The sequence below is a fragment of the Paenibacillus sp. J5C2022 genome, assembly GCF_025567625.1.
Taxonomy (GTDB): Bacteria; Bacillota; Bacilli; order Paenibacillales; family Paenibacillaceae; genus Pristimantibacillus.
In genome coordinates this window covers 94047-119999 of record NZ_JAOQJC010000017.1, presented here as the reverse complement: position 1 = coordinate 119999, position 25953 = coordinate 94047, and the positions used below count along the sequence as shown (strand labels likewise).

27 protein-coding genes are annotated in these 25953 nt (G+C 53.1%); 26 read left to right on the top strand and 1 reads right to left on the bottom strand.

From position 1 onward, the window contains the following. The first annotated feature begins 29 nt into the window (after positions 1–29). From M6D81_RS15620 to M6D81_RS15495, 26 genes are all read left to right on the top strand, one after another. Positions 30–650 carry a SpoIIIAH-like family protein gene (locus tag M6D81_RS15620; RefSeq protein WP_262677837.1) on the top strand — a complete coding sequence of 207 codons (621 nt, stop codon included), beginning with the start codon at positions 30–32 and terminating at the stop codon, positions 648–650. 155 nt (positions 651–805) lie between these two features. Beyond that, entirely contained in the window at positions 806–1312 is a 507-nt protein-coding gene (gene accB / locus M6D81_RS15615) for an acetyl-CoA carboxylase biotin carboxyl carrier protein (protein ID WP_262677836.1), read from the top strand. 40 nt (positions 1313–1352) lie between these two features. Then, positions 1353–2696: an acetyl-CoA carboxylase biotin carboxylase subunit gene (gene accC, locus M6D81_RS15610; protein WP_262677835.1), complete on the top strand. Its 1344-nt coding sequence runs from the start codon at positions 1353–1355 to the stop codon at positions 2694–2696. A 134-nt stretch (positions 2697–2830) separates the two neighbouring features. After that, a complete protein-coding gene (locus tag M6D81_RS15605; RefSeq protein ID WP_262677834.1) occupies positions 2831–3235 on the top strand; it encodes an Asp23/Gls24 family envelope stress response protein in 405 nt (134 codons plus the stop codon). Between the two features lie 109 nt (positions 3236–3344). Next, positions 3345–3902: an alkaline shock response membrane anchor protein AmaP gene (gene amaP / locus M6D81_RS15600; protein WP_262677833.1), complete on the top strand. Its 558-nt coding sequence runs from the start codon at positions 3345–3347 to the stop codon at positions 3900–3902. Between the two features lie 21 nt (positions 3903–3923). After that, positions 3924–4154 carry a DUF2273 domain-containing protein gene (locus M6D81_RS15595; RefSeq protein WP_262677832.1) on the top strand — a complete coding sequence of 77 codons (231 nt, stop codon included), beginning with the start codon at positions 3924–3926 and terminating at the stop codon, positions 4152–4154. A 120-nt stretch (positions 4155–4274) separates the two neighbouring features. Further along, positions 4275–4721 (top strand): transcription antitermination factor NusB, encoded by a 447-nt coding sequence (gene nusB / locus M6D81_RS15590; protein ID WP_262677831.1) that lies wholly within the window; start codon positions 4275–4277, stop codon positions 4719–4721. Between the two features lie 37 nt (positions 4722–4758). Continuing rightward, a complete protein-coding gene (gene folD, locus M6D81_RS15585; protein WP_262677830.1) occupies positions 4759–5619 on the top strand; it encodes a bifunctional methylenetetrahydrofolate dehydrogenase/methenyltetrahydrofolate cyclohydrolase FolD in 861 nt (286 codons plus the stop codon). A gap of 8 nt (positions 5620–5627) precedes the next feature. After that, positions 5628–6980 carry an exodeoxyribonuclease VII large subunit gene (gene xseA, locus M6D81_RS15580; protein WP_262677829.1) on the top strand — a complete coding sequence of 451 codons (1353 nt, stop codon included), beginning with the start codon at positions 5628–5630 and terminating at the stop codon, positions 6978–6980. Between the two features lie 17 nt (positions 6981–6997). After that, positions 6998–7237: an exodeoxyribonuclease VII small subunit gene (xseB, locus tag M6D81_RS15575; RefSeq protein WP_262677869.1), complete on the top strand. Its 240-nt coding sequence runs from the start codon at positions 6998–7000 to the stop codon at positions 7235–7237. 14 nt (positions 7238–7251) lie between these two features. After that, positions 7252–8154, top strand: coding sequence for a polyprenyl synthetase family protein (locus tag M6D81_RS15570; protein WP_410795744.1), 903 nt, complete (start codon positions 7252–7254; stop codon positions 8152–8154). A 125-nt stretch (positions 8155–8279) separates the two neighbouring features. Next, the gene (gene dxs, locus M6D81_RS15565) at positions 8280–10181 is read left to right on the top strand and encodes a 1-deoxy-D-xylulose-5-phosphate synthase (RefSeq protein WP_262677828.1); all 1902 of its coding nucleotides are present in this window, start codon (positions 8280–8282) and stop codon (positions 10179–10181) included. Between the two features lie 55 nt (positions 10182–10236). After that, on the top strand, positions 10237–11070 hold the full coding sequence (locus M6D81_RS15560; RefSeq protein WP_262677827.1) for a TlyA family RNA methyltransferase: 834 nt from the start codon (positions 10237–10239) through the stop codon (positions 11068–11070). Positions 11071–11211: 141 nt separating this feature from the next. Continuing rightward, a complete protein-coding gene (locus M6D81_RS15555) occupies positions 11212–11679 on the top strand; it encodes a hypothetical protein (RefSeq protein WP_262677867.1) in 468 nt (155 codons plus the stop codon). A gap of 22 nt (positions 11680–11701) precedes the next feature. Next, positions 11702–12154, top strand: a complete 453-nt coding sequence (gene ahrC / locus M6D81_RS15550) for a transcriptional regulator AhrC/ArgR (RefSeq protein WP_262677826.1) — start codon at positions 11702–11704, stop codon at positions 12152–12154. A 37-nt stretch (positions 12155–12191) separates the two neighbouring features. After that, entirely contained in the window at positions 12192–13898 is a 1707-nt protein-coding gene (gene recN, locus M6D81_RS15545) for a DNA repair protein RecN (protein WP_262677825.1), read from the top strand. A 123-nt stretch (positions 13899–14021) separates the two neighbouring features. Continuing rightward, complete coding sequence (gene spoIVB, locus M6D81_RS15540) at positions 14022–15353, top strand: SpoIVB peptidase (protein ID WP_262677824.1); 1332 nt, start codon at positions 14022–14024, stop codon at positions 15351–15353. A gap of 252 nt (positions 15354–15605) precedes the next feature. Beyond that, positions 15606–16421 (top strand): sporulation transcription factor Spo0A, encoded by an 816-nt coding sequence (spo0A, locus tag M6D81_RS15535; RefSeq protein WP_262677823.1) that lies wholly within the window; start codon positions 15606–15608, stop codon positions 16419–16421. A 195-nt stretch (positions 16422–16616) separates the two neighbouring features. Next, positions 16617–17342, top strand: coding sequence for an HAD family hydrolase (locus tag M6D81_RS15530; protein ID WP_262677822.1), 726 nt, complete (start codon positions 16617–16619; stop codon positions 17340–17342). Between the two features lie 35 nt (positions 17343–17377). Continuing rightward, the gene (locus tag M6D81_RS15525; protein ID WP_262677821.1) at positions 17378–18994 is read left to right on the top strand and encodes an ABC transporter substrate-binding protein; all 1617 of its coding nucleotides are present in this window, start codon (positions 17378–17380) and stop codon (positions 18992–18994) included. Positions 18995–19010: 16 nt separating this feature from the next. Continuing rightward, entirely contained in the window at positions 19011–19952 is a 942-nt protein-coding gene (locus M6D81_RS15520) for an ABC transporter permease (protein ID WP_262677820.1), read from the top strand. A gap of 9 nt (positions 19953–19961) precedes the next feature. Further along, positions 19962–20771 carry an ABC transporter permease gene (locus tag M6D81_RS15515; RefSeq protein ID WP_410795742.1) on the top strand — a complete coding sequence of 270 codons (810 nt, stop codon included), beginning with the start codon at positions 19962–19964 and terminating at the stop codon, positions 20769–20771. Between the two features lie 21 nt (positions 20772–20792). Next, positions 20793–21806, top strand: coding sequence for an ABC transporter ATP-binding protein (locus M6D81_RS15510; RefSeq protein WP_262677819.1), 1014 nt, complete (start codon positions 20793–20795; stop codon positions 21804–21806). Further along, positions 21793–22761: an ABC transporter ATP-binding protein gene (locus M6D81_RS15505; protein WP_262677818.1), complete on the top strand. Its 969-nt coding sequence runs from the start codon at positions 21793–21795 to the stop codon at positions 22759–22761. Before M6D81_RS15510 ends, M6D81_RS15505 begins: the two co-directional genes overlap by 14 nt. An 84-nt stretch (positions 22762–22845) precedes the next feature. Further along, a complete protein-coding gene (locus M6D81_RS15500; protein WP_262677817.1) occupies positions 22846–23697 on the top strand; it encodes a metallophosphoesterase in 852 nt (283 codons plus the stop codon). Between the two features lie 141 nt (positions 23698–23838). After that, complete coding sequence (locus M6D81_RS15495) at positions 23839–25419, top strand: VanZ family protein (RefSeq protein ID WP_262677816.1); 1581 nt, start codon at positions 23839–23841, stop codon at positions 25417–25419. A gap of 32 nt (positions 25420–25451) precedes the next feature. Here M6D81_RS15495 and M6D81_RS15490 read toward each other — a convergent pair whose 3' ends face one another. Further along, entirely contained in the window at positions 25452–25745 is a 294-nt protein-coding gene (locus M6D81_RS15490; protein WP_262677815.1) for a DUF2627 domain-containing protein, read from the bottom strand. Positions 25746–25953 lie beyond the last annotated feature (208 nt).

The window sequence follows — 25953 nt, the reverse complement described above, 5'->3', positions numbered from 1 at the left end:
AAAAGAATAGATATGGGGAGGATGTTCGTATGAACACTAAACGTCAAACAATATGGCTTGTATCGATGTTGAGCTTGATGGTGCTTTTATCCGCTTATTATTTGTTCACTCAGGATATCGACGACGCGGGCAAGATGGCGAGCGAAGCGCCAGTCGGACAGAATGCCGCGGAGACGAACGGCAACGGCGGATTGACAGCCGAAGGCATTGTCGTGCCGGGAGGGGAATACTCTACCGCTATGAATGAAGCCGACAAGAAAGTGCTGGAGCAGCTTGAAAGGGAAGGATTCGCGCAGGGCGGCGTATTCAGCCAGTTGCTGGCGAAGCGGCAGGCGACTAACGAGCAGGAAGGCAACCGTATCTGGTCCGTAGTGGCCGATGTCAGCCAGAAGCCGGAAGAGGCGACGGCGGCGTTCGCGGAATGGGAGAAGCTGGAGGAGAAATATACGAGGATGACCACGCTTGAATCCAAGCTGATGGAGGACTACGAGATTGCCGTCATCTCCCCCGAGGAGAATGACCGTTATAAGGTAGTTGTTTCCAGCGACAAGCTGGAGAAGAAGGAAGCGGCCTCCATCATCGAGCAGGTGATCACGGTCATGGAGGTTAGACCGGAGCAAGTATCCGTTCAGTACGTGCCGGCTCCGTAACTCCCCGGCAGTCATTCGGCAAGCCCCGTTCATTCCAGGCTATCCAGCCATGTGATGAACGGGGCTTGTTGCTTTGGTCAAAAAATTGATTCGTGTTCGGACTGATTTATGGTATAATGACTAACGTTATGTGAAAAAGAGGAGTGATTACGTTCATGTTCAAGTTGAGCGAGATTAAGGAATTGATCAAACTGGTCGATCAAACATCTCTTCAGGAGCTCGAAATAGAAAATGAAGGAGCGCGACTGCACATCCGCAAGCCGGGCAAAACCGAAGTTGTCAATGTAACAGCCGCTCCCATTACGCATACATATCAGCAACCGGTCATGCCGCAAGCACAGCCGGCGCAAGCGCAGCACGCGGTGGAAGCGCCTGCAGCGGAGGCGAAAGCCGAGACGAAATCGGCCGCCCCTGCACAGAATCTGCACCAGATCGTGTCTCCGATGGTGGGAACGTTCTATAGCGCACCGTCTCCCGATGCCGATGCGTTCGTCAAGGTCGGCGACCGCGTGAACGAGAAGAGTGTCGTCTGCATTCTGGAAGCGATGAAGCTGATGAATGAGCTGGAAGCGGAAGTGAAGGGCGAGATCGTCGATATTCTGGTGACGAACGGTCAACTGGTGGAATACGGCCAGCCGCTGTTCCTTGTGAAGCCGGATTAATTGATCCCGTCTGGGAAACTTGGTTGAAAGGGGATCTTACGTGAAATTCCATAAAATATTGATCGCCAATCGCGGCGAGATTGCCGTTAGAATCATTCGGGCTTGCCGGGAGCTGGGCATTGCGACAGTGGCTGTCTATTCAGAAGCTGATCGGGACGCCCTGCATGTCCGGCTGGCGGACGAGGCATATTGCATCGGACCGACGCCGTCCAAGGACAGCTACCTGAATTTGACGAATATTATGAGCGTGGCTACCATTACGGAATGCGACGCCATCCATCCGGGCTACGGATTCCTCTCGGAGAATGCGGATTTCGCGGAAATATGCGAATCCTGCAATATTACCTTCATCGGCCCGTCGCCGGAGGCCATCAGCAAGATGGGCGACAAGTCCGTTGCGAAGCTGACGATGAAGGCGGCAGACGTGCCCGTTATTCCGGGCTCCGACGGTCTGATTGAGAGTCTGGACGACGCAGTCCGCATTGCTCGCGGCATCGGCTATCCCGTCATTATCAAGGCGACTGCGGGCGGCGGAGGCCGCGGCATCCGCATTGCCGAGACGGAGGAAGCGCTTGTTAGCGGCATCAAGACGGCCCAGCAGGAAGCGCAGAACGCCTTCGGCAACGCCGGTGTCTATCTGGAGAAATTCCTGACGGGCATGAAGCATGTGGAAGTACAGATTATGGCGGACAAGCACGGCAATGCGGTCCATCTGTTCGAGCGCGACTGCTCTGTGCAGCGCAGGCGCCAGAAGCTGATCGAGGAGGCGCCTTGCCCAATATTGACGCCGGAGCTTCGGGAACGTATGGGGCAAGCTGCCGTTCGCGCCGCGCTCGCCGTGGATTATTCCGGAGCAGGTACGCTTGAGTTCTTGCTGGGGCCCGACGGGAACTTCTACTTCATGGAGATGAATACGCGCATTCAGGTCGAGCATCCCGTGACAGAGATGATTACAAGCATAGATTTGATTAAAGAGATGATCAGCGTAGCGGAGGGCAATCCGCTCTCATTCACCCAGGACGACGTCAAGATCAACGGCTGGTCTATCGAATGCCGGATCAACGCGGAGGATTCCGAGCGCAATTTCATGCCTTCGGCGGGACATGTGCCGTTCTATCTGCCGCCCGGCGGCAATGGCGTGCGCGTTGATAGCGCTGTATACCCCGGCTATACGATCTCGCCGCATTACGATTCCATGATTGCGAAGCTGATCGTATGGGGCAACACGCGCGAAGAAGCGATCGCCCGCATGAAGCGCGCTTTGTCTGAGTTTGCGATTGAGGGCATACGGACGACAATACCTTTTCATCTGAAGGTGCTGGAGCACCCCGTGTTCGTAAAGGGCGACTTCGACATCAAGTTTTTGGAGGAGCACGAGATCTGAATTCACACATGGATATGAGCAATCGGTATAGTTTGTCATATTTCAAGGTGAATGTTATAGTATAGAAATAAGATGCGGATATCAGCTTGGCCTGGTGGCCGGGCGCGCAACTTTATAAGGAGGTGTACAAGGTCATGAGTACAATTGCGGAATATGAGAAGACGGATATGGGAACGATTCAGATTGCTCCCGAGGTCATCGAAGTGATCGCCGGACTCGCTACTATCGAGGTGGAAGGCGTCGCTGGAATGAGCAGCGGATTTGGCGGGGGCATCGCTGAGCTGCTGGGACGCAAGAACTTGTCCAAGGGCGTTAAGGTGGAAGTCGGACAACGCGAGGCGGCAGTAGACGTATCCATCATCGTGGAGTACGGCAACAAAATTCCTGAGGTTGCTTCCCAGATCCAGAACAACGTGAAACGGTCAATAGAGATGATGACCGGACTGAATGTCGTAGAAGTGAATGTACATATCCATGATGTCCACTTCAAGCAAGCAGAACGACCTGAAGAAGAGGAATCAATTAATCGGGTAAAATAAGATTATAGCCAAACCTATGAATTACCCCCTCGTGATTGGGCATGCCGCTCGGCGCAAGGGGGTTTTCATTCGGTAACGAGCTTAATACGCTTGATTGGAGGCTTAACGGGTGATAAAAGTCGTAGATAAGCTGCTTTTGTTTTTGTATAGCATCTCGATCGGAGTTATCGCGCTGTTCATGGCCGGCATCGGATTCAGGTGGATCTCGGAAGATCTGCTTCAAGATCTGCTCGCCGACTTCAATAATATCGAAACCATCCGCATTGCAATAGGAGCCGCAGGAATCGTGCTGCTGCTCATCAGCTTCCGCTTCTTCGTGATGTCCCTTCGCAGAGGGGGCGCCTCGGCCCAATCCATCGACCAGCGCACTGAATTCGGAGATATTCGCATATCGATGGAGACGATTGAGAACCTGGCCTTGAAGTCGGCATCGCGCCAACGCGGCGTGAAGGAATTGCGCGCAAGGGTGCGCGTGACGGATGCGGGAATCGAAATCATGTTGAGAGCAGTCGTTGACGGCGAACACTCCATCCCCGTGTTGACGGAGGAGATACAACGGGCCGTTAAGGAGCACGTCGAGGAAATTACGGGCATTCCTGTCGTGAATGTGGCTGTATTCGTGGCAAACGTCATCCAGTCCAATACGTTCAAGAGCCGTGTGGAATAGGGAATAGAGGTGAACATGCCGATGTGGAGGGAATTGTGGTCCGTCTACTGGAAGCGGATAATAGGCGCTGCCGCAGGGTTGATGTTCGGAATCATATATTTGATTTCCGGCTTTTGGGATATGCTTTTCGTGGCGCTGCTGATCGGCGCCGGCTACTGGTTCGGAAAATTAAAAGAAATGTCGAATGGTCCGCTCGTTCCATGGAGAAAACTTTGGTATGAGCTTATGGAGCGATTTCGGCCATTCAGATGATCCTGTGGTCTCCTCCGTACTCCGGATATCGGGCTGCCGCTATTTGGGGCAGGGAGGAGATCATAGGTTTTTTTGGGGCAGGAGACACATTAGATTCGGCATGAATGCCATGGAGGTCACATGAAACGTAGAGTCGCAAGAGAAATAGCCGTATCCGGGCTGTATCAGATGGAAATGAATGAAGTAACGGCCGCGGAAGCAGTGGATATGCTTCTGGAGGAGCTGGAGCAGGACGAGGAAAAAGGAGCGGGCAAGCGAACGGATCAAACTGGCGAGTTCGCGCGCAGCCTTATATATGGGGTGCAGCAGAACAAACGGGCGATCGACGATTTGCTTCAGCAGTTTTTGACAGGATGGAATGTGGATCGCTTGTCTCGGGTAGACCGTCAAGTGCTCAGGCTGGCTTGCTATGAGATGGTCTATCGCGACGATGTGCCGCCTAAGGCCGCCATTAATGAAGCAATTGAATTAGCCAAGCACTTCGGTACGGAGGAATCCGGCAAATTCGTCAATGGCGTGCTTGGGAAGCTGCTGAAAGAGCTGGAACAGCTGAAGGGAAACAAGTAAACGTCAAATTCATCTTGCAAAGGGGAAACGATCGTTCATGAGCGCACAGAGAATAGAAGGCAAAAAGATCGCAGAGGAAATTAGGGAAGACCTGACGGCAGAAGTTGCCAAGCTGAAGGATCAGGGCATCGTTCCCGGACTGGCTGTGGTGCTGGTCGGAGAAGATCCCGCTTCCAAGGTGTATGTCGGCTCCAAGGAGAAAGCTTGCCATAGCATGGGCATCTATTCCGAAGTGCACCGGCTGGCTGATAACACAAGCGAAGAAGAGCTGCTTGCGCTTATTGACAAGCTGAATGGACAAGCCTCCATTAACGGCATACTGGTTCAACTTCCGCTTCCGTCGCATATTAACGAGAAGGCGGTCATCGACGCGATTGCGCCGGAGAAGGATGTGGACGGCTTCCACCCCGTTAGCGTAGGCAATCTCGTAATCGGCGATGACAGTCTTCTGCCCTGCACCCCTGCGGGAGTAATAGAGCTTATTAAGCGGAGCGGAACTGACATTGCAGGCAAGCATGCGGTTGTCATCGGGAGAAGCAACATCGTAGGCAAGCCTGTCGCGATGCTGCTGCTGCGTGAGAACGCGACGGTTACGATGTGCCACTCCCGCACGGCCAATATGGAAGAGCTGGCTAGAAGCGCCGACATTCTGGTCGTCGCGATCGGCAAGGCGAAAGCGATCGACAGCCGCTACGTCAAGCCGGGCGCAGTCGTCATTGATGTGGGCATCAACCGTCTGGCTAACGGGAAGCTTGCCGGGGATGTGGACTACGACGATTGTGCCGCAGCTGCCGGTTACATCACGCCTGTTCCAGGCGGAGTAGGCCCTATGACAATTACGATGCTGATGAGCAATACGGTGAAGGCAGCCAAAAAAGCGAATAGCGTGAAGGAGTGACTCCCTCTATGAAGGAGACGCCGCGCATTTATTCCATTAAGGAAATCAACAAATATATTCGGGTGAAGCTGGATAACGATATTGTGCTCGGCGATGTGTGGCTGCGCGGAGAGATATCCAACTTCACGCACCATTCCAGCGGACATATGTACTTCACGCTGAAGGACCGGGACAGCCGCATCAAATGCGTCATGTTCGCATCCCATAATGCAAGGCTGCCCTTCTTGCCGAAGGAAGGCGCCGGAGTGATCGCACGCGGCAACATATCGGTGTTCGAACGGGACGGCAATTATCAATTCTATGTACATGCCATGCAGCCGGACGGAATCGGGAGTCTGTATCTGGCTTACGAACAGCTGAAGGGCAGGCTGGAAGCGGAAGGTCTATTCTCGGCCGCGCGCAAGCGCCCGCTGCCTCGCTACCCTTCCGGGATCGGAATCATCACATCGCCTACGGGCGCAGCTGTACGAGATATCATAACGACACTTCAGCGCAGATACCCTGTTATCCCGATCTATATCTATCCCGTGCTCGTACAGGGGAAAGCCGCCGCTCCCGATATTGCGGCGGCGATCCAAGCCATGAACAGATTCGGGCAATGCGATGTGCTGATCGTCGGGAGAGGAGGCGGATCGCTTGAGGAGCTGTGGGCATTCAATGAGGAGGCTGTGGCAAGGGCGATCGCGTCCTCTTCGATTCCGGTCATCAGCGCGGTTGGCCACGAGACGGATTATACGATTGCCGACTTCGCAGCCGATGTGAGGGCGGCGACGCCTACGGCCGCGGCAGAGCTGGCCGTACCGCATCTGGTCGAGCTGGAGCAGCAGCTGTCTCGCCTGCGGCAGCGGCTCGCATCGGCGCTCACGGGCAGAGTCGGCATGGAGAAGGAGCGATTGCTGCGTATTCGGCGATCGCCGTTCTTCCTTCATCCGCGCCGCTATCTGCTGGAACAGGCTCAACAGCTTGACCGCATGAAGGAGCTGCTGCAGCAGCGCGCCTTGCGGCTGGTGGATCGTGAGGAATCCAGGCTGCAGCGGCTGAACGCCTCCTTGGCTGCACATCATCCGGGTGAGAGCGTGCGTTACGCCGCGAAGCGCTTGCAAGCGTCTTCCCGCTCGCTGGAGAGCGCCATGAGCGCGCTCGTGAAGGAGCAGAAAGGGAGAGTCGGCAGCGCCGTTCGCCAATTGGATGCGCTTAGTCCGCTTAAGGTGATGGCTAGAGGCTACAGTCTGGCGTACGATGCCAAGGAAGAACGTCTGATCACATCCATTCAAGATGCAAGCGTCGGCGATGAAGTGAATGTAAGATTGTCCGACGGTTATATGCTTTGTCAAGTACAGTCGTTGAAGGGAGAGCGATAACGGTGGACAATAAAGAGATGAACGAGCTCAGCTTCGAGGAAGCGATGGAACGCCTTGAAGCAATCGTAACGAAGCTGGAGAACGGGGATGTACCTCTGGAGACGGCCATCGGATTGTTCCAGGAGGGAATGGCTCTGTCGCAGCTTTGCGGAGGCAAGCTGGAACTGGTGGAGAGCAAGATAGAAACGCTGATTCAGTCGGGCGAAGGCTTTCAGAAAAAAACGTTTGCGATCGCAAATGAAGATAAAGGGGAATAGGCTTGGAAACGAGCATGTCAATTAACGATTATTTGATGCGGCGCGCTGCGGAGGTCGAGGAAGCGCTGACGAGTGCACTTGACGGCTGGGGACATATACCGAACCGTCTGCGGGAGGCGATGCTGTATTCGCTTCAAGCCGGCGGGAAACGGATTCGTCCCGCCCTTGTTATGACGGCGGCCGCCGCTGTCAAAGGCGATTCCGGCGACGCGGCGCAAGCGATGCCTGTCGCCTGCGCCGTTGAATTCATACATACGTATTCGCTTATCCACGATGACTTGCCGGCGATGGACGACGACGATTACCGCCGCGGCAAGCCGACGAATCATAAAGTATATGGCGAGGCGATGGCCATACTGGCCGGCGATGCGCTGCTGACGCATGCGTTCGGCCTCGTAGCCGGAGCTGCCCGCTGCGGCAGCGTCGCTCCGGATGTGCTCCTTGCCGTCGTTGAAGAATTATCGCTGCTGTCCGGAGCAGCAGGAATGGTCGGAGGTCAAGCCGCCGACATGCTCGGCGAGCAAGGCGTAACCTCAATCGAAGAGCTGGAATATATTCACTTGCACAAGACAAGCGACCTGATCCGATTCTCCGTCACGGCAGGGGGTCGAATAGGAGGGGCGGACAAGCAGCAGCTTGACTGTCTCGCGCTGTACGGTCGCAATCTGGGACTTGCCTTCCAGATTCAAGACGACATTCTGGATGTGATTGGAGACGAAGGTAAGCTTGGGAAGAAGACGCAAGGCGATGTCGAGCAGAATAAAGTGACTTATCCCTATTTGATCGGCCTTGAGGAGAGCAAGGCCAAGGTGGCGTCGCTGACCCAGGAAGCGAAATCAGCCATAGCCAGCGCAAGGCTTGCCGAGCCGGACCGACTGCTGCAGATTGCCGATTATTTGTTGCGCCGCGATCATTAATTCCCGCTTGAGAGTTCGGTGCAACTTTGGTGGCATTGTAACGTATATGCTATAATGGGTAAAATGTAGACGTTTAAAGGGGAGAACTGGAAATCGAGACTCTCTGTGAAAGCGAGGTAAGCACTGTGCTGCTTGATGGAATAACGGGACCACAAGATTTGAAGACGTTGAAGCCGGCGCAGCTGGATGAACTTGCCGAGGAGATCAGGCAATTTCTTATTGAGAAGCTGTCGGTAACCGGCGGTCATCTGGCACCCAATCTTGGTGTGGTAGAGCTGACATTGGTCATGCATTATTTATTCGATAGTCCTCGGGACAAATTCATATTCGACGTAGGTCATCAATCGTATGTGCACAAAATATTGACGGGCCGCAAGGACAAATTCGACTCGCTACGGCAATATAAAGGGTTGTGCGGATTCGTCAAGCGTTCCGAAAGCGAGCATGACGTGTGGGAAGCCGGTCACAGCAGCACTTCCCTGTCCGCGGCGATGGGTATGGCGCTGGCACGCGATCTGCGTGGAGAGAACAATCGCGTCGTAGCTGTCATCGGCGACGGCGCGCTTACGGGCGGCATGGCGCTGGAAGCGCTGAATCACATCGGCCATGAGAAGAGCAACATGATCGTCGTCTTGAACGACAACGAGATGTCGATCGCTCCGAACGTAGGTGCGCTTCATCATTACTTGGGCAAAATCCGCTCTGACCGTCATTACCAGAAAGCGAAGGAAGAGCTTCATCATCTGCTGAACAAGATTCCTGCCATTGGCGGCAAGCTGGCCAAGACAGCGGAGCGCTTCAAGGGAAGTCTGAAGTATTTGCTTGTCAGCGGCATCCTGTTCGAGCAATTCGGTCTTACTTATCTTGGACCGGTTGACGGACATGATACAAGTCAATTGCTGGACATTATGAAGCAGGCGGATTCCATTCCGGGTCCGGTGCTTGTACACGTACTGACGGTGAAAGGGAAGGGCTACTCACCTGCTGAAGCGGACTCGCACAAGTGGCACGGCGCTTCTCCGTACAAGATTGAATCGGGACAGATGGTGAAAGCGGTCGGTCCGCCGATGTATACGAAAGTATTCGGCGACATGCTGATACAACTGGCCGAGCAAGACGAGCGAATTGTAGCCGTCACGCCTGCCATGCCGAGCGGCTCCGGTCTGATCGAATTTGCCGAACGCTTTCCCGGCCGGATGATCGATGTCGGCATTGCGGAGCAGCATGCAGCCACGATGTCCGCTGCGCTGGCAATGGAGGGCATGAAGCCGGTATACGCGGTGTACTCCACCTTCCTGCAGCGTGCATACGACCAGGTCGTGCATGACATATGCCGTCAAAACCTGAATGTAGTGTTCGCCATTGACCGCGCAGGCTTCGTAGGCCCGGACGGCGAGACGCATCAAGGCGTGTACGATATCGCCTTCCTCAGACATATTCCGAACCTTGTCATTATGATGCCGAAGGATGAGAATGAGCTGAGGAGCATGCTGAAGACGGCGTTGGCATACGATGAAGGTCCCATCGCCTTACGCTATCCCCGGATTAACGGATTGGGCGTACAGCTGGAGCAAGATCCGCTTCTTATTCCAATCGGCTCGTGGGAGACTGTCAGAGAAGGCGACTCCTCTTATGCGATCGCTGCGCTTGGCCCGATGCTGGGCGTAGCGGAGGAAGCGGCGGACATGCTGAAGCGCGAAGGCATCAATGTCGAAGTGATCAACGCCAGATTCATCAAGCCACTGGATGAAGCGAAGCTTCAATCCCTTGCGCATCTAGGGAAGCGGCTTGTCGTGATCGAAGAAGCTTGCGAGCTTGGAGGACTGGGCAGCGCCGTATTGGAGTTCTACGCTTCAAGCGGGCTGGATGACATGATCGTACGCCCGATAGGCGTTCCCGATCTGTTCGTGGAGCATGGTTCCATTAAGGAACAGCGTCGCGAAGCGGGCCTTACCGCTGAGCGGCTGGCGGATGAAATACGCCGGATGCAGCCCAAGGTGATCAAGCGGGTAACGGGACAATCATAAATTGCAATGGGATATCCGCATAACTTCATGCGGAGTGTACCGGGGAGTATCAAGGATGACAACAGTTGTTAAGGAACGAATAGATGTACTGCTCGTTGAGCGCGGTTACTTCGATAGCCGGGAGAAAGCCAAGAAGGCGCTGATGGCGGGACTGGTGCTTGTCAATGAAGAGCCGGTAGACAAAAGCGGAATGAAGGTGCCGCGGGACGCTCATATTAAAGTCAAGGGCGCCCTTCATCCCTATGTGAGCAGAGGCGGCCTCAAGCTGGAGAAAGCGGTCAAGTCGTTCGGCATCGAGCTGACGGGTGTGACCATGCTCGATATCGGAGCCTCCACTGGCGGATTCACCGATTGCGCTCTGCAGCATGGCGCCGCTCATGTGTATGCGATCGACGTCGGCTACAATCAGCTGGACTGGTCGCTTAGACAAGACGACAGAGTTACTGTAATGGAGCGTACGAACTTCCGTTACATGGAGCCCGATATGCTGCAAGGGCCGAAGCCTACCTTCGCCAGCATCGACGTCTCTTTCATATCGCTCAAGCTGATCTTGCCGGCTCTGTCCGGTCTGCTGGAGAGGGAATCGGGAGTCGTCGCGCTTATCAAGCCGCAATTCGAAGCGGGGCGCGAGAAGGTCGGAAAGTCGGGAGTCGTCAGGGAGCCTGCCGTTCATAAGGAAGTTATCGCAACCGTCACGCAAGCGGCCGCACAGCTCGGCTACTTGCTGCAGAACTTGACATTCTCGCCAATAACGGGCGGCGAAGGCAATATCGAGTTTTTGGCTTATTGGATATGGAAGGGCGAGCCGAACACCGACGTGCCGGATGAGGCGCGTATCCATAACCTCGTGCACGAAGCAAGAGGAACTTTCACCACTAACAAGGAATAACTAAATGCATGAGGGATGCCAACAGTTTGATACTGATTAGGCATCTTTTCTCTTTACAGGAACACCTTCTGTTTGCTACACTGTAATCAATGGAACAAACGTTCGCTTCATGGCGTTCATGAAGAATGGAGTGTCGGATTGATGGGGACGTATGGCGATTGGTTCATCATGCTGCTTGCGGGCAGTCTGCTATTGATATGGGCTTACAGGTCGTTCTACCGATGGCTTCATGAACCAGTCAGCGTGAATCGGATCAAGCTGGGGAAGGGCGGCAAGATCGACTCCGAAGATGCCAACGTGCAGCTGTTGCAGCGCTCGGGCTACGAGGTTGTCTCCGGCAAGCACGCCGTTCCGGTGGATATTGAGATGGATGGGGCTCCACTTGGTCAGGGTTCCAGACTCTATATTGATTACATAGCGGAGAAGGACGAAGAGATGTTCGTTGTGAAGACGGCAAGAGAGAGGCTGCCGATGGATTGGACGGCGAGCGGAGTAAGAGACAGATTACTTGTCTACTCCCTGCTGCTGCCGGACTGCAGCGGCGTTCTGTATGTTGATGCCAAGGACGGCATCTTGAGGAAGGTATCGTTCCGGCTGCCGAACGAATGAATGGATCAATGGAGGAGAGCCCATGAAGGCGCTTAGACAATTCAAGATTAGGGAAATTATAGCCAGTCAGGAGATCGAGACGCAAGAAGAGCTTGTAGAAGCGCTCAGAACTTCGGGCATGCAAGTGACACAAGCTACCGTATCGCGCGACATGAAGGAATTAATGCTCATCAAGGTGCCGGCTGCGGAAGGGCGCTACAAGTATTCCATTCCGATGGATGTACATCGCATGAATCCTGTCCACAAGCTGAAGCGGGCGCTTCTGGATCACTTCGCCCATATTGATTACAGCGACAATCTCGTCGTGATGAAGTGCTTGCCGGGTACGGCCAATGCGATTGGCGCGCTAATCGACAGTATGGAATGGCAGGAAGTGATGGGGACGATCTGCGGCGACGATACGATATTGATTATATGCCGCAGCAAGAAGCTAAGCGGAGAAGTCGTGGAGCGGCTGCTGGAAATGCTGAATTGATGATACACAATGTTTATTATATATAGGAGGTATAACCATGCTGCGTGAGTTGTCCATACGCAATCTTGCTGTTTTGGAGGAAGTCAATGTATCGTTTCATAACGGATTTCATGTGCTAACCGGCGAGACGGGTGCGGGGAAATCCATTCTTATTGATGCTTTAAGCTTGATTGTCGGGGGGCGCGGCTCCGCAGATATGGTTAGGTACGGCTGTGATAAGGCGGAGATGGAAGGCATGTTCGATATGAGTGCGGACCATCCGGTGTGGGGCGTGCTTGAGCGGCTGGGTGTCAGTCATAGCCGGGAGGAGATGCTCATCATTCGCAGGGAGCTGACGCGGCAAGGCAAGAGCAGCAGCCGAGTGAACGGGCAACTGGTGACGATGACGATGCTTCGTGAGATTGGAGAATGTCTGGTGAATATTCACGGCCAGCACGAGCATCAGTCCCTGCTGCGGACCGAGCGTCATCTGGAATGGCTGGACGCCTACGGCGGCGACTTGCTTCTGGAACGGAAGGGACAATACGGGGCAATCTATAAGGAGCTGCAGGAGGTACGCCGTTCCCTGCAGGAATTGAGTGAGCACACGAGGCGGAATGAGCAGATGCTGGATCTCTACCGCTTCCAGGTAGAAGAGATTCAGGCAGCGGCTCTGAAGCCGGGGGAGGATGAGGAGCTGGCGGAAGAACGCAAGCTGCTTCTGTACGCAGACAAACGAATGCACGCCCTGTCGGAATCCTACAGCTTGCTGAATGAAGGAGGCGGGTTGGATGCCGTCAGAACGGCCGTCGCCAAGCTTACCGATACGATTCAATACGACGAGGAAGGGCTGGGACCCATTCTGGAGCAGCTTCAGTCGGCATTCTATCAAGCGGAGGATGCGGCATACCAACTGCGCGATTACAGGGACGGTATTGAATCGAATCCGGAACGACTTGCTCATGTAGACGATCGCTTGGATATGATCAATGGATTGAAGCGCAAATACGGAGAGACTATTCCTGACATATTGGCGTACTTGGAGAAAACCACATTAGAACGAGACAAAATCGAGAACAAGGATGAATGGCTGGATCAGCTTCGCGTTCGAGAGGACAAGGTGTATAGGCAGGCTTCGAAATTGGCGAAGGAGCTCTCCGCACTTCGCAGACACGCATCCAAACAGTTGTCGGAGGCTGTGGTGAGTGAGCTTAGAGGGCTGGAGATGCCGTCCGCAGAATTCCAGGTGGAATTGTCCAGCGGCTGGGACAAGACGGGAGAGCGCATTCAATTGCACAGTACGGGTACCGATGAAGCGGTATTCATGCTGACGACGAATCCGGGGGAACCGTTGAAGCCGCTGAACAAGATTGCATCAGGCGGGGAGATGTCGCGCATCATGCTGGCCTTGAAGAGCATATTCGCGGAGATTGACCAAATACCGGTGCTCATATTTGATGAGGTGGATACGGGCGTCAGCGGAAGAGCGGCGCAAGCAATCGCCGAGAAGCTGTCCAGGCTTGCCGGCAGATGTCAAGTATTCTCCATTACGCACTTGCCGCAGGTCGCTTGCATGTCCGATCACCATTACGAAATCAAGAAAGCCGTCATCGCCAACAGAACTTCCACATCAGTCATGGAATTGCAGGCAGAGGGAAGAATCAATGAGCTTGCGCGAATGCTTGGCGGCGTGGAAGTAACGGAAAAAACTAAGCACCATGCACAAGAAATGCTTGATCTGGCTCATGGACTGAAGGGGGCGTAATGGAAGGCATTTTGGGAATGTTTTTTCGGTCATAAAAGCTGGGGTGCGGGGTAACTTAAAGGTACGCCAATGGCGATAAATCCTTTTTCGTCATGCGATGGAATGACAGGGAGCGTGAAATCATTGAATTCCAACGAACGGAAACGATGGTTTGGCCTAATCCTCGTTTGTTTCGTTGGCATGATCGGGTTCTCCACCCCAATTCAACACTTTGCCGCTTTCCCGAATGAGCTCCGCTTATTTTCCGGACAGATGAAACGGCTGCAGTACGGTGTTCCCGTTCATGCCGAGGTTACGGTCGACCCCAACATGCTTCAGATTAACGGCTCAGCGAATGGCTCACAGACCGTTAATTTGAACGAACCGCTATCATTGCAACCTCATCAAAGCGGTCAGACGAACATGAAAGTGAAATTATTCGGTAAGATTCCTTTCAAGACGGTGAAAGTCAATGTAATGCCAGATTTACGGGTCATTCCCGGAGGACAGACGATTGGTGTAAAGGTCAAGTCAGCAGGTATTCTTGTCGTCGGTCATCATCAGGTAAGGAATGCCGACGGCATGAAGGAATCGCCTGGCGAAGCGGCAGGATTAAAGCTCGGTGATCTCATTACCACAATTAATGAAGTGCCGATTAAAGAAGTGCGGAAGGTTGGAGAGATATGCGAGCAGTATGGGCGTGAAGGCAAGCCATTATCGGTGACATACAAACGAAGCGGCAAGTTGTATCAGACGCAGCTTAATCCGATGTATGATTCCGAAGATCGGGCTTGGCGGCTGGGCTTATATATCCGGGACTCTGCAGCCGGCGTAGGTACATTGACTTTCTTCGCTCCTGAACAAGGGGTATACGGCGCACTGGGACACATTATTACGGATATGGATACAGGTACGCCTATTGAGGTTGGCGACGGCCAAATCCTGCAGTCCAATGTAACTTCCATCAATAAAAGTCAAAATGGCGACCCGGGCGAGAAAAGGGCCCAGTTCGTTAAAGAGGGAAAAATATTGGGCAATATTGTGCGCAATACGCCATTCGGCATATTCGGCAAAATGAAGGAGCTTCCGGATCATAGCTTTAGCGACAAAGCATTGCCGGTTGCCTTAGCTGAAGATGTAAAAGAAGGACCGGCACATATATTAACAGTTGTCAATGGCCAGAGGGTGGAGCAATTCGACATTGAAATTGTGCATGTTACCAAGCAGACTGGACCAGCCACGAAAGGCATGGTAATTAAAATTACCGACAAACGGCTAATCAATAAAACAGGTGGTATCGTGCAAGGGATGTCAGGAAGTCCAATCATTCAGGATGGAAAGATCGTAGGTGCAGTCACGCATGTATTCGTGAACGATCCGACATCCGGATACGGATGCTTTATCGAATGGATGCTCCAGGACGCAGGCGTGCTTCATCCATCCGAATCCTCTCGAGAAAGTCAAAGCGCTGCTTAGCCTTATGGAACGTTTCTGCACTTTGCGGATAACGTTCCTTCTGTTTGTGATATGCGTATCATTCGACACGTTCTTGTCGAAGCATTCCGAAAAAGAACGATATATGAAACAAATTATCTATTATATCGAACTCCAGAAAAAAAATAAAGAAAAAAATAATTCGACAGAAGGAATTCCATCTCGGGTGTCGAAAACCTAATGCAGACAGCAAAAGAACGAGGCAAAAATTACATAGATTAAGGGAGGAGCACGTTGCACATGATCGAAGTACTGTTAGCTGATGACAACAGAGAATTTACTAACCTGTTATCGGAATACATTTCCGATCAAAGCGATATGAATGTAAGCGGTGTAGCATACAATGGGGAAGAGGTGATTCGGCACTTGGAGCAGTCACGCACCGTTCCAGATGTGCTGATCCTTGATATTATTATGCCTCACCTTGACGGTCTTGGCGTGCTGGAGCGTCTGAAAGACATGAACTTGTCTCCAATGCCAAAAATTATTATGCTTACAGCTTTCGGCCAAGAAAATATTACGCAGAAGGCTGTTCAACTTGGAGCATCTTACTACATCCTGAAGCCATTCGATATGGACATTCTGGCCAGCCGAATTCGCCAGCTGGTCGGCAATTCGCAGTCGTATTCCACTTCCGCCAATTACAGCGGCGGCTCGTCGGCCATGAAGTCCAATGTCGTGCCGATGGCGAAGGGCAAAAATCTGGATGCCAACATTACGAGCATCATTCACGAAATCGGAGTGCCCGCTCACATTAAGGGGTATCAATATTTGCGTGAAGCTATCACGATGGTATACAACAATATCGAGATTCTTGGCGCTATAACGAAGACCCTCTACCCGGCAATTGCCGAGAAATTCAAAACGACGCCATCCCGCGTCGAACGCGCCATCCGCCATGCGATCGAAGTCGCTTGGACGCGCGGCAACATCGACAGCATCAGCCACCTGTTCGGCTACACCATCAACATCAGCAAGTCGAAGCCGACCAATAGCGAGTTCATCGCGATGGTCGCCGACAAGCTGCGGATTGAGCATAAGGTGAGCTGAACGAAATAGAAGCAATTTCATGAAAAGCTCTGTACTGATCCCCAAGGGAGAAGTGCAGAGCTTTTTTGTCATTTACAGCCAATCTTCATAATAACTCAATCTCCACCTAACAATCGTATGACAGAACTCCTGTAACGTTAGGAAGTGATGTCGGACAACTGACATGAAGATGAAGACATGGAGTGGAGGCTCGACATGCGCAAGTCATTTGTTTGGTTTGATTTGGGATACACCCTTGTGTATCAGGAAAGGGAATCCACTTATCAAACCGCATTGAAGCAGTTCGGATTGAACAAGGAGTTGAACGAAATTGAACGGGCGTACCATTATGCGGATAAGCTGTTCATGCGCGAATATCCCGGCGTTCTCGGGGGAGCCGCAGCATCATTTGTCCCATGGTATCTGGGTGTCGTCAATTATCGGATGAACATTCAACTCGATCTGTACCGGCTGGCATCAGCCATACGGGAACAGATGAAGAACAACAAAACGCATTGGCAAGCTTTCCCTTGCACCCACAGTACACTTGAGCGGCTGATGGAACAATCGGTTGGGATTGGCCTCATTTCCAACTGGGACAACAGCGCCAGGCAAGTACTGGAGGAGAATGGCTTGACCGATTATTTCGATAGGATCGTTATTTCCAGTGAGACGGGTTACGAGAAGCCGGACCCGCGCATCTTCCACCATGCGATGCAGCTTGCCGGGGTGAGCGCAAGCGAGTGTCTGTATGTCGGAGACAATTATTACGATGATGTCATAGGTGCGCGAGCGGTTATGATGGACTGTCTGCTCATTAACCGCTTCGGCCGCTTCGGCATCGAAGAAGTGAGCGATGCGGAGATCATCTTCTCAGTAGCCGAGGTTCCCGCACAAGTAGAGGCGAAGAAGGACAGTCAGTCATCAGGAATGTTGGTGTAGCTTCATACTACTTACGAAAACGAGGGATTGTGAACATGCAAAAACCTGCATTGAAACATGTACTGCTTCTAATTAGCGTGATCGTACTCATATTGATGAGCGCATGCGGATCGAGTGGCAATGGCGGCAGCGAGAGCGGTGGAAACAGCGGAGCTGGAAATACAGCGACACAGAAGCCAGAGGATAATTCAACCGATGGCAAAGAAGACAAAGGCAGTGACGAGAAGAAGCCGTCTTACGGTGGCGAGGTAGTCATGGTCGTGCCGCAGGACCCCGATTATCTGGACCCTCATATGTCAGCCGCTTCTGGTACGCTGGAGATGATGTTCAATGTATTCGAAGGCTTGCTGAAATCCAATGAGAAGGGCGAGCTTCAACCGGCTGTCGCCTCTTCTTACGACATATCCGAAGATGGCTTAACTTACACGTTCAAGCTGCGTGAAGGCGTAAAATTCCATAACGGCAATGACGTCACGGCTGAGGATGTTCAGTATTCCATTGAACGGCTCATGGGCAAGGACACAGGGCAACCACTGAAGACGGCATTCGATAATGTGGAATCCGTCACGATTATCGATGCGCATACGGTTGAGCTGAAGCTGAAGCAGAATGATGTCTCCTTCCTCAGCTTTATGACGAACGCCATCCTGCCTGCCGGATACGACAAGCATAATGAAGCGCCAATCGGCACCGGGCCGTTCAAATTCGTGGAATATTCCCCAAATCAGCGCGTCGTTATCGCCAAGAACGAGGACTATTACGTGGAAGGCGTACCGTACCTGGATAAGGTGGAATTCCGCATTATGCCGGATGGCGAATCCTCACTGCTGGCGCTGAAAGCTGGCGATGTGGACATCTATCCGCGTATCGGCGATGAGCGGATTGCCGAGCTGGGCGATGAATTCCGGTATGTGGATGGCATGCAGAACATGGTTCAGCTGATGACGATGAACATTGCCCGCAAGCCATTCGATGACGTGAAGGTGCGTCAAGCGATCAACTATGCGGTAGACGTCGACAGCATCATTGAATTGATCGCGAACGGCAAGGGAACGAAGCTCGGCTCCAATATGAGCCCTGTTATGGACAAGTACTTCCAGGAAGATCTGGAGAACACGTACAACGTGAATATCGAGAAGGCGAAGGAACTGCTTAAGGAAGCCGGTTACGAAGATGGCTTCACGACGACGATCTCCGTACCATCCAACTACAAATTTCACGTGGATACTGCCCAAGTGATCGCCGATCAGCTTAGCCAGGTGGGCATAAAAGCGGAAATCGAAATGGTGGAATGGGCGGTATGGCTGGAGCGTATATACAAGGGGCGCGATTACGATATGACCATTATCGGCTTGACGGGCAAGCTTGATCCGCATGAAGTGCTCGTCCGTTACGTCTCCGATTACAAGGCCAATTTCTACAACTATGTGAATCCAGCGTACGACAAGCTGATCAATGACGCCAAGGTGGAGCTGGACGACAGCAAGCGTGTCGAGCTCTACAAGGAAGCCCAAAAAATATTGACACAGGATGCGGTAGCCGTCTATATTATGGACCCTAACTTTACGATTGCAATGGACAAAGCGCTTGACGGCTACAAGCTGTATCCGCTGTATGTACAGGATATGTCGTCCATTCATTATTTGAAGTAAGGACAGGAGATTGCCAATGCATTACTTATGGAGACGCTCAGTGTCCCTTATCGTTACCTTGCTGCTTGTGATGATGCTGACGTTCATCGTCTTCCGCATCATTCCGGGGAATCCGGCGTTAACAATTCTCGGTATGGATGCGGACGAGCATCAGATTGCCGCGCTTGAAGCGAAGCTGGGCACGGATAAGCCGCTGCTGGAGCAGTTCACAGAATGGATGAAAGGAGCGGCGACAGGAAATCTGGGCGAATCGTTGAAATTCGCCCAACCTGTCAGCGAGCTGATATGGGATCGGCTGCCGGTTACATTATCGATTGCCGTGCTTTCCATGCTGATGACGGCAGTGATTGCCGTACCGCTCGGTATAGCGGCCGCGAGGGCAAGGGGCAAGCTGCTGGATTTGGTCATCTCGTCGCTCACGCAGCTAAGCATGGCCGTTCCATCATTCTGGATGGGCATTCTGCTCGTTTTGTTGTTCGGACTGATCCTGAAGCTGTTCCCTACCAGCGGGTATGTACCGTGGTCGGAAGATCCCCTTGGTGCGCTGCGTTCCTTGTTTTTGCCCGCACTAGCCGTATCGATTCCGCAAATAGCGGTCGTGGTTCGATACTTGCGTACGACTGTGATTGAGCAGTTGGAACTGGATTATGTACGTACGGGCTACAGCAAAGGGTTGCGGAAGTCGATCGTCATTTACAAGCATGTGCTGAAAAATGCGCTTATCCCCGTCATTACCGTGATGGGGCTGCTTTTTGCAGATGTGCTTGGCGGCAGTCTGATCGTTGAGCAGATTTATGCTTTGCCCGGTATGGGCAGGCTGCTCGTCTCGTCCATTGGCGCACGTGACTTTCCGCTTGTGCAAGGGCTTGTATTGTTCACAGCGCTTATTGTCATTGTGATCAACTTCACCGTGGATCTATTGTATCGACTGCTTGACCCAAGAATTTCATTAAAGTAGGTGTCCCTGTTGATTCGAGCTGATCGCGTAACTCTGACATTAGGCATAACAATTGTAGTCATCATGCTTGTGATGGCAATTGTCAGCCTGTTTTATACACCTTATGATCCCAACGCGATGAATGCGAAGGATAAATTCCTGTCGCCAAGCTGGAGCCATCTCCTGGGAACGGACAACTTCGGAAGAGATATATTGAGCCGAATACTGCAAGGCTCCCGAACGGCGTTCTATGTCGGATTTCTTGCCGTAGGCATCGGTTTGTCCGGAGGAATTGTCATAGGCGCTGCAGCAGGTTACATGGGCGGCTGGGCAGATGAAGCGCTGATGCGGATTATGGATGCGATGATGGCGTTGCCTGGCATCCTGCTCGCGCTCATGCTGATTGCCGTCTTCCAGCCTAACCTGACCAATACGATCATCGCGATTGGGGTGATGGCAATACCCGGTATGTCCCGCATCGTGCGAAGCGGCTTCGTGCAATGCCGGGAGCTGCCGTATGTCAAGGCGGCCCGCTCCATTGGCGCAAGCCATCTGTCGATTATGTTCAGGCATATCTTCCCCAATATCATGTCGCCGGTAATTGTAGCGGCTTCGCTCAGCTTCTCCGGAGCGATATTGGCGGAAGCAGGTCTGAGCTACCTCGGTCTGGGCATTCAACCGCCCGATCCCAGCTGGGGCCGCATGCTGAATGAAGCGCAAAGTCATATGTCCAGAGCGCCGTGGTACACGTTGGCGCCAGGAATCATGATTACGATGACGGTGCTCGGCTTCAATCTGTTTGCCGACGGCATGCGCGACAAGCGGGACCCGAGAGGATAAGGGCACGAGGGAGGAATAGAGATGATTACAAGACATGCATCGTTGCTGGAGATTAATCAATTGAATGTAGATATCGGAGACAGAAGAGGAGGAGGGGCTCGCCGGGTGCTGGAGAATATCAGCTTGTCCCTCCGTCAAGGCGAGAAGCTCGGCATCGTCGGGGAGTCCGGCTGCGGGAAGAGCATGACGGCCCTGTCCATAATGGGACTGCTTCCCCGGGGCACTGCCATTAGCAGCGGCTCCATCTCCTTCGGCGGCAAGGAATTGACGGCGATGAAAGAGGAGGGATGGGAATCCGTTCGCGGCCGTGAGATGGCCATGATCTTCCAGGACCCGTTATCTTCGCTTAATCCTGTGATGACTATTGGAGAGCAATTGACCGAAGGCATCAGGCTTCATCTGGGGCTGTCGCGCCGTGAGGCCAGAGCGCATGCCTCGGTTATGCTTCAGAAGGTTGGCATGGCGCGAGCCGGGCAACTGCTTGACGAATATCCGCATCGCTTGTCAGGCGGCATGAGGCAGCGCGTCATGATCGCCATGGCGCTTGCCTGCTCGCCGATGCTGCTCATCGCCGATGAGCCGACAACTGCGCTTGATGTGACGGTACAGGCACAAATATTGGAGTTAATGAAGCGGCTGAATGAGACGGAAGGAACTGCAATGATCCTTATCTCGCACGATCTGGGTGTCATTGCCGAGATGTGCGATCGCGTCGTTGTCATGTATGCGGGCGAAATCGTGGAGATCGGAACGGTGGAACAGCTATTCTCCGCTCCGCGCCATCCCTATACAGTCGCGCTGATGAACGCCCGGCCGCGGCCCGACCGCAAAGGAATCCCGCTTGCAACGATTCCCGGCAAGGTGCCCGCACCCGGTGAACGCGATAGCGGCTGCTCATTCCGCGACCGCTGCGCATTCGCTGCATCGGCATGCGCCAGCAGAGAATCGCTGCTCCTGCCGGCAGGCGAGGGACATGAAGTGCGCTGCCTTCTGGCGGAAGGCAGAAGGGAGGAGCTGCAGGTTGCCTACGCGTGATCCCCTGATTGAAGTGAGAGGACTGACGAAGCGTTACCCATCCGGCAGCGGGAAGTGGGGCGCAAGCCAACACGTCCATGCCGTGAACGATGTATCCTTCCGTATCTATCCGGGAGAGACGCTCGGGCTAGTCGGAGAGAGCGGATGCGGCAAGTCTACGACAGGCGGCATGCTGGCCAATCTGATTGCTCCTTCAGCTGGAGAGATTGTCTACAACGGTATGAGTATTCACAAGCAAGCCCGCAAGTCGGCGCAGCAGCTGCGCAAGGAGATAGGCGTTGTCTTCCAGGACCCCTATTCCTCCTTGAATCCGCGTCATCGGATCGGCAGCATCCTGCAGGAGCCGCTCCGTATTCATCGAGAAGGATCTGCTGAGGAGAGGCTGCGAGCGGCCCGGGAGATGCTGGAATTCGTTGGTCTGGATGACAGCTATGCCGCCCGTTATCCCAACGAATTGAGCGGCGGACAGAGGCAGCGGATCGGGATAGCTCGCGCCTTGATGCTGAAGCCTCGCTTCATCGTTGCAGACGAGCCGGTATCCGCACTGGACGTATCGGTGCAGGCACAGATCGTCAATTTGCTGCAGGATATGCAGAAGCGCTTCTCGCTGACGACTTTGTTCGTATCGCACGATATGAATGTCGTACAGCTCATTAGCGATCGTATTGCCGTCATGTATCTGGGACGGATCGTTGAGATTGCACCAGCCGCTGAGCTGTTCCGCCAGCCGCTGCATCCCTATACGCAGGCTCTGCTGTCGGCGATCCCCGCCGATATGCCGTCTCAGAAGCGGGAACGCATCGTGCTGGACGGCGAGGTGCCAAGCCCGATTCATCCGCCATCCGGCTGCGCGTTCCATACGCGCTGCCGCCATGCGACGGCTGGGTGCAAGGAGCAGGCGCCGGCGCTCCGCGAGGCTGGCGAAGGACGGCTAGTGAGCTGCTTCCTGACCTAATTGCCGTCAACGTTCATCAAGGTCAAGCATGAAGCGTACATGAACTTTTTGACAGCATAGCATTACAAGGGAGAGTGATTGAGGTTGAACATTGGCGTTCTATCCGATCTGCATGTTGACTTGAATAACGGCCAGTGCTCGCCTTCAGTCGAAGATGCGCTGTGCAGCGCGATCAGGAAGCGGAAGCTGGAGCTGATGATTATCGCAGGCGATGTGTCCAATCATTATACCAGCACGCTGGATACATTGACGCGGTTGGAGCGGGACAGCGGCATCCCGTGCCTGTTCGTTCCAGGCAATCATGATCTGTGGCAGAAGGAAGGGGAAGATACTGACTCCGGCACAGATTCATCAGATTCCATGACTGATCCAGATCCTTACAAGGAATTACTCGCCTACTCCCATAATCTGGGCAACGGTCCGTACTTGATCGGCTCGGACTGGGCAGTCGTCGGCGATGCCGGCTGGTATGACTATTCCTTCGGCGATTCATCCTTCTCCGAAGAGCAATTCCGGGAACGGACGAAAGGCGAGAGAGTATGGAAGGATAAATTGTACGTTCGCTGGGGACGCAGCGATTGCGAGGTCAGCGACTTCTTCTATGACAGATTGAAAGCGCAGCTGGAGTCGCTCAAGAATCGTCAAGTGATTGTCGTAACGCATACGCTGGCACATCGCGAATTCACAGTGCCGCTGCCGAATGAGGAATGGCGTTATTTCAACGCCTTTCTGGGCAGCTCGAAGTACGGCGAGCTGATCAAGGCGTATGCCGATTCAGTGCGCTATGCCGTCTCGGGACATGTGCATTATCGCAAGCGAATGATGATCGGCAGGACGGAATGCATGAATACTTGTCTAGGTTATGTAAGGGAGTGGAGATGCGGCGCTGACGCTGCGGCGGAAGTGGAAGCGGCGCTGCAGACGATTACGCTATAAGGCAAGTCGGAGAGCAGCCCGATGCGGGCTGCTCTTTTTTTGCGCCAGTTGGGTAATCCTTACATCATTGTCACATGACGAGGTGTCGAATTGTGGTATACTTTTCTGAGCGCAATCCATAGGAGAGGTTGAACATAGAGAATGAACGCCTATCTGTTTCCGATTAAACAAGCCATCATTACATTTCCAATCCTTGCTCTGGCGTTGACCGTCCCGTTTCTTATCGTGCAATACCGCAAATACGGCTATGTGAACAAGCTCAGGTCGACGATTCTTTACTCGCTGCTGCTTTATGCCATCACAGCTTATTACCTGGTGATTCTGCCCTTGCCCAAGCTGCTGGACAATTGCGCGGCCTACGGCTCCTTCTGGTCGTACGTGCAGTGGCGGCCCTTCACTTTCGTGAGCGATATTGGCAGGGAAACCAGCTTTGCCTGGAATAGCTTCTCCTCTTACATCCAATTGCTGAAGGAACGTTCGTTCCTCCAAGTTCTCTTTAATGTGGTGCTGACTATTCCGCTTGGCATCTATTTGCGTTATTATTTCCGCTGCAGCTTTAAAGGCGCGTTGTTCTTATCGCTCGGCGTATCTCTGTTCTTCGAATTGACGCAAGTGACAGGTCTATACGGCATCTACACATGCCCTTACCGCTTGTTCGATGTCGATGATCTGATGCTGAATACGACAGGCGGCATCATCGGCTTTCTCATCGCGCCGATTGTCTATACCTTTCTGCCTCGCTCGGAGAAGCTGGACGACAAGGTTAATCTATCTGAGCTTAAAGTCGGTTTTATTAGAAGGAGCATTGCATTCGCAATCGATCTGTTCGTATTGACTATCGTCAGTGCAGTAATGAGCCTGCTGTTATCGGGTGCGACATTGATTACGTACCAGCTGACAAGCGGCACCTTGGACGCATCCGCATCTCGGCTTTTGTCCGCCGGGCTTGCTGTGCTCTTGTACTTCGTTCTTATTCCCGCAGTGTGCGGCGGACGAACGCTGGGCAAATGGATCACGCGTATTCACGTTGTGGAAGACGCCAGACGGAGCGATGCGAAGTTTATCACATGGAGAGGTCTGCTGAAGCGCTATGGCTTGCTGTATTTCGGCGTATTCGGCTTGCTGGATGTGATGAACATGATTGCCAAATTCGGCGAAATTACGATGGAGGCGTCGATCGGCATCTTGTTCCTGCAGTTCCTGCTGATGCTGGGGTTATTCGTACATGCGATTATCAGTATGGTGAAAGGGGACAAGCTGCTCTTCTATGAACGGCTTAGCGGTACCCGCAATGTCGTAACGGTGGGCGAGAGAGACGCACGGAAAGAAGCGGATCATAACGTGGAACCGTCAGTCGAAGACGGACTGGAAGACGAGTCGGAGCAGCCGTCTGCGATTGCATCCGCCTTGCTGGCTGAGAGGGAGGAGGCGGATGCCGTTCGTTCGACCGTTGGGGAAGCATCCGCAGCCCCGCGATCCAAGCTCCCTGAGCAGCCTGAAGAGGAGAGTGAGCCTTCGGTAGAAACCGTGCCTAATGAGCATGAAGCGCAGCAGCCAACGCATGAGACGGGAGGGAAGACGTACACTCTGGGAGAGATGGTTCCGGAGCTGGACGAGTCTCCGCGGTCGAATGTCACCAGCGAAGAGGTGGAACGGGAGATGGAGCGTCTTCGCGCGAAACTAGCTGAGCTGGAGAAGCGGGAGAAGGAAGGGAAGGACTGATCTTTCCAGGAGAAGAAGAAGCGCCATCGACGCTAGGCCTGAGGCTTAGGCGGACGAGGGCGCTTCTTTTTGAATCTTGGAGCGACGTAGTTCCGCTTGCGGTCGCGGAAAAAAATCCAGCCGCCTATAAAGCCCGCTCCGGCGGCAAACATGACAAGACCGAGCAGAAACGTCAGCCAGTCAAATTGCGGCTGCACGGCGTCATTGCCGAACTCGGAGAAGTAAACGAACAGTGAATCTTTCATTTTCAAAAACCCGAAGCAGGCAAGCAGACCGGGAATGACCAAAAACAATATGGCGATGAATCGTGCAATCATTAATTTCATGACATGAGCTCCTTGTTGCGATGGTGGCACTTTTACTATCATAACCTTTCCTGAAGGAAGTGTCATCATTTTGCATGACGGAAGTGAAATCGATAGGAAAAACAGGTACAATGAAAGAGTGGTCTCCCAGGAGGCAACACAATACATAGCTAGAGTATACGGACATGTATGTATATGACGGACAGGCATATATTGTATGGAAAGATAA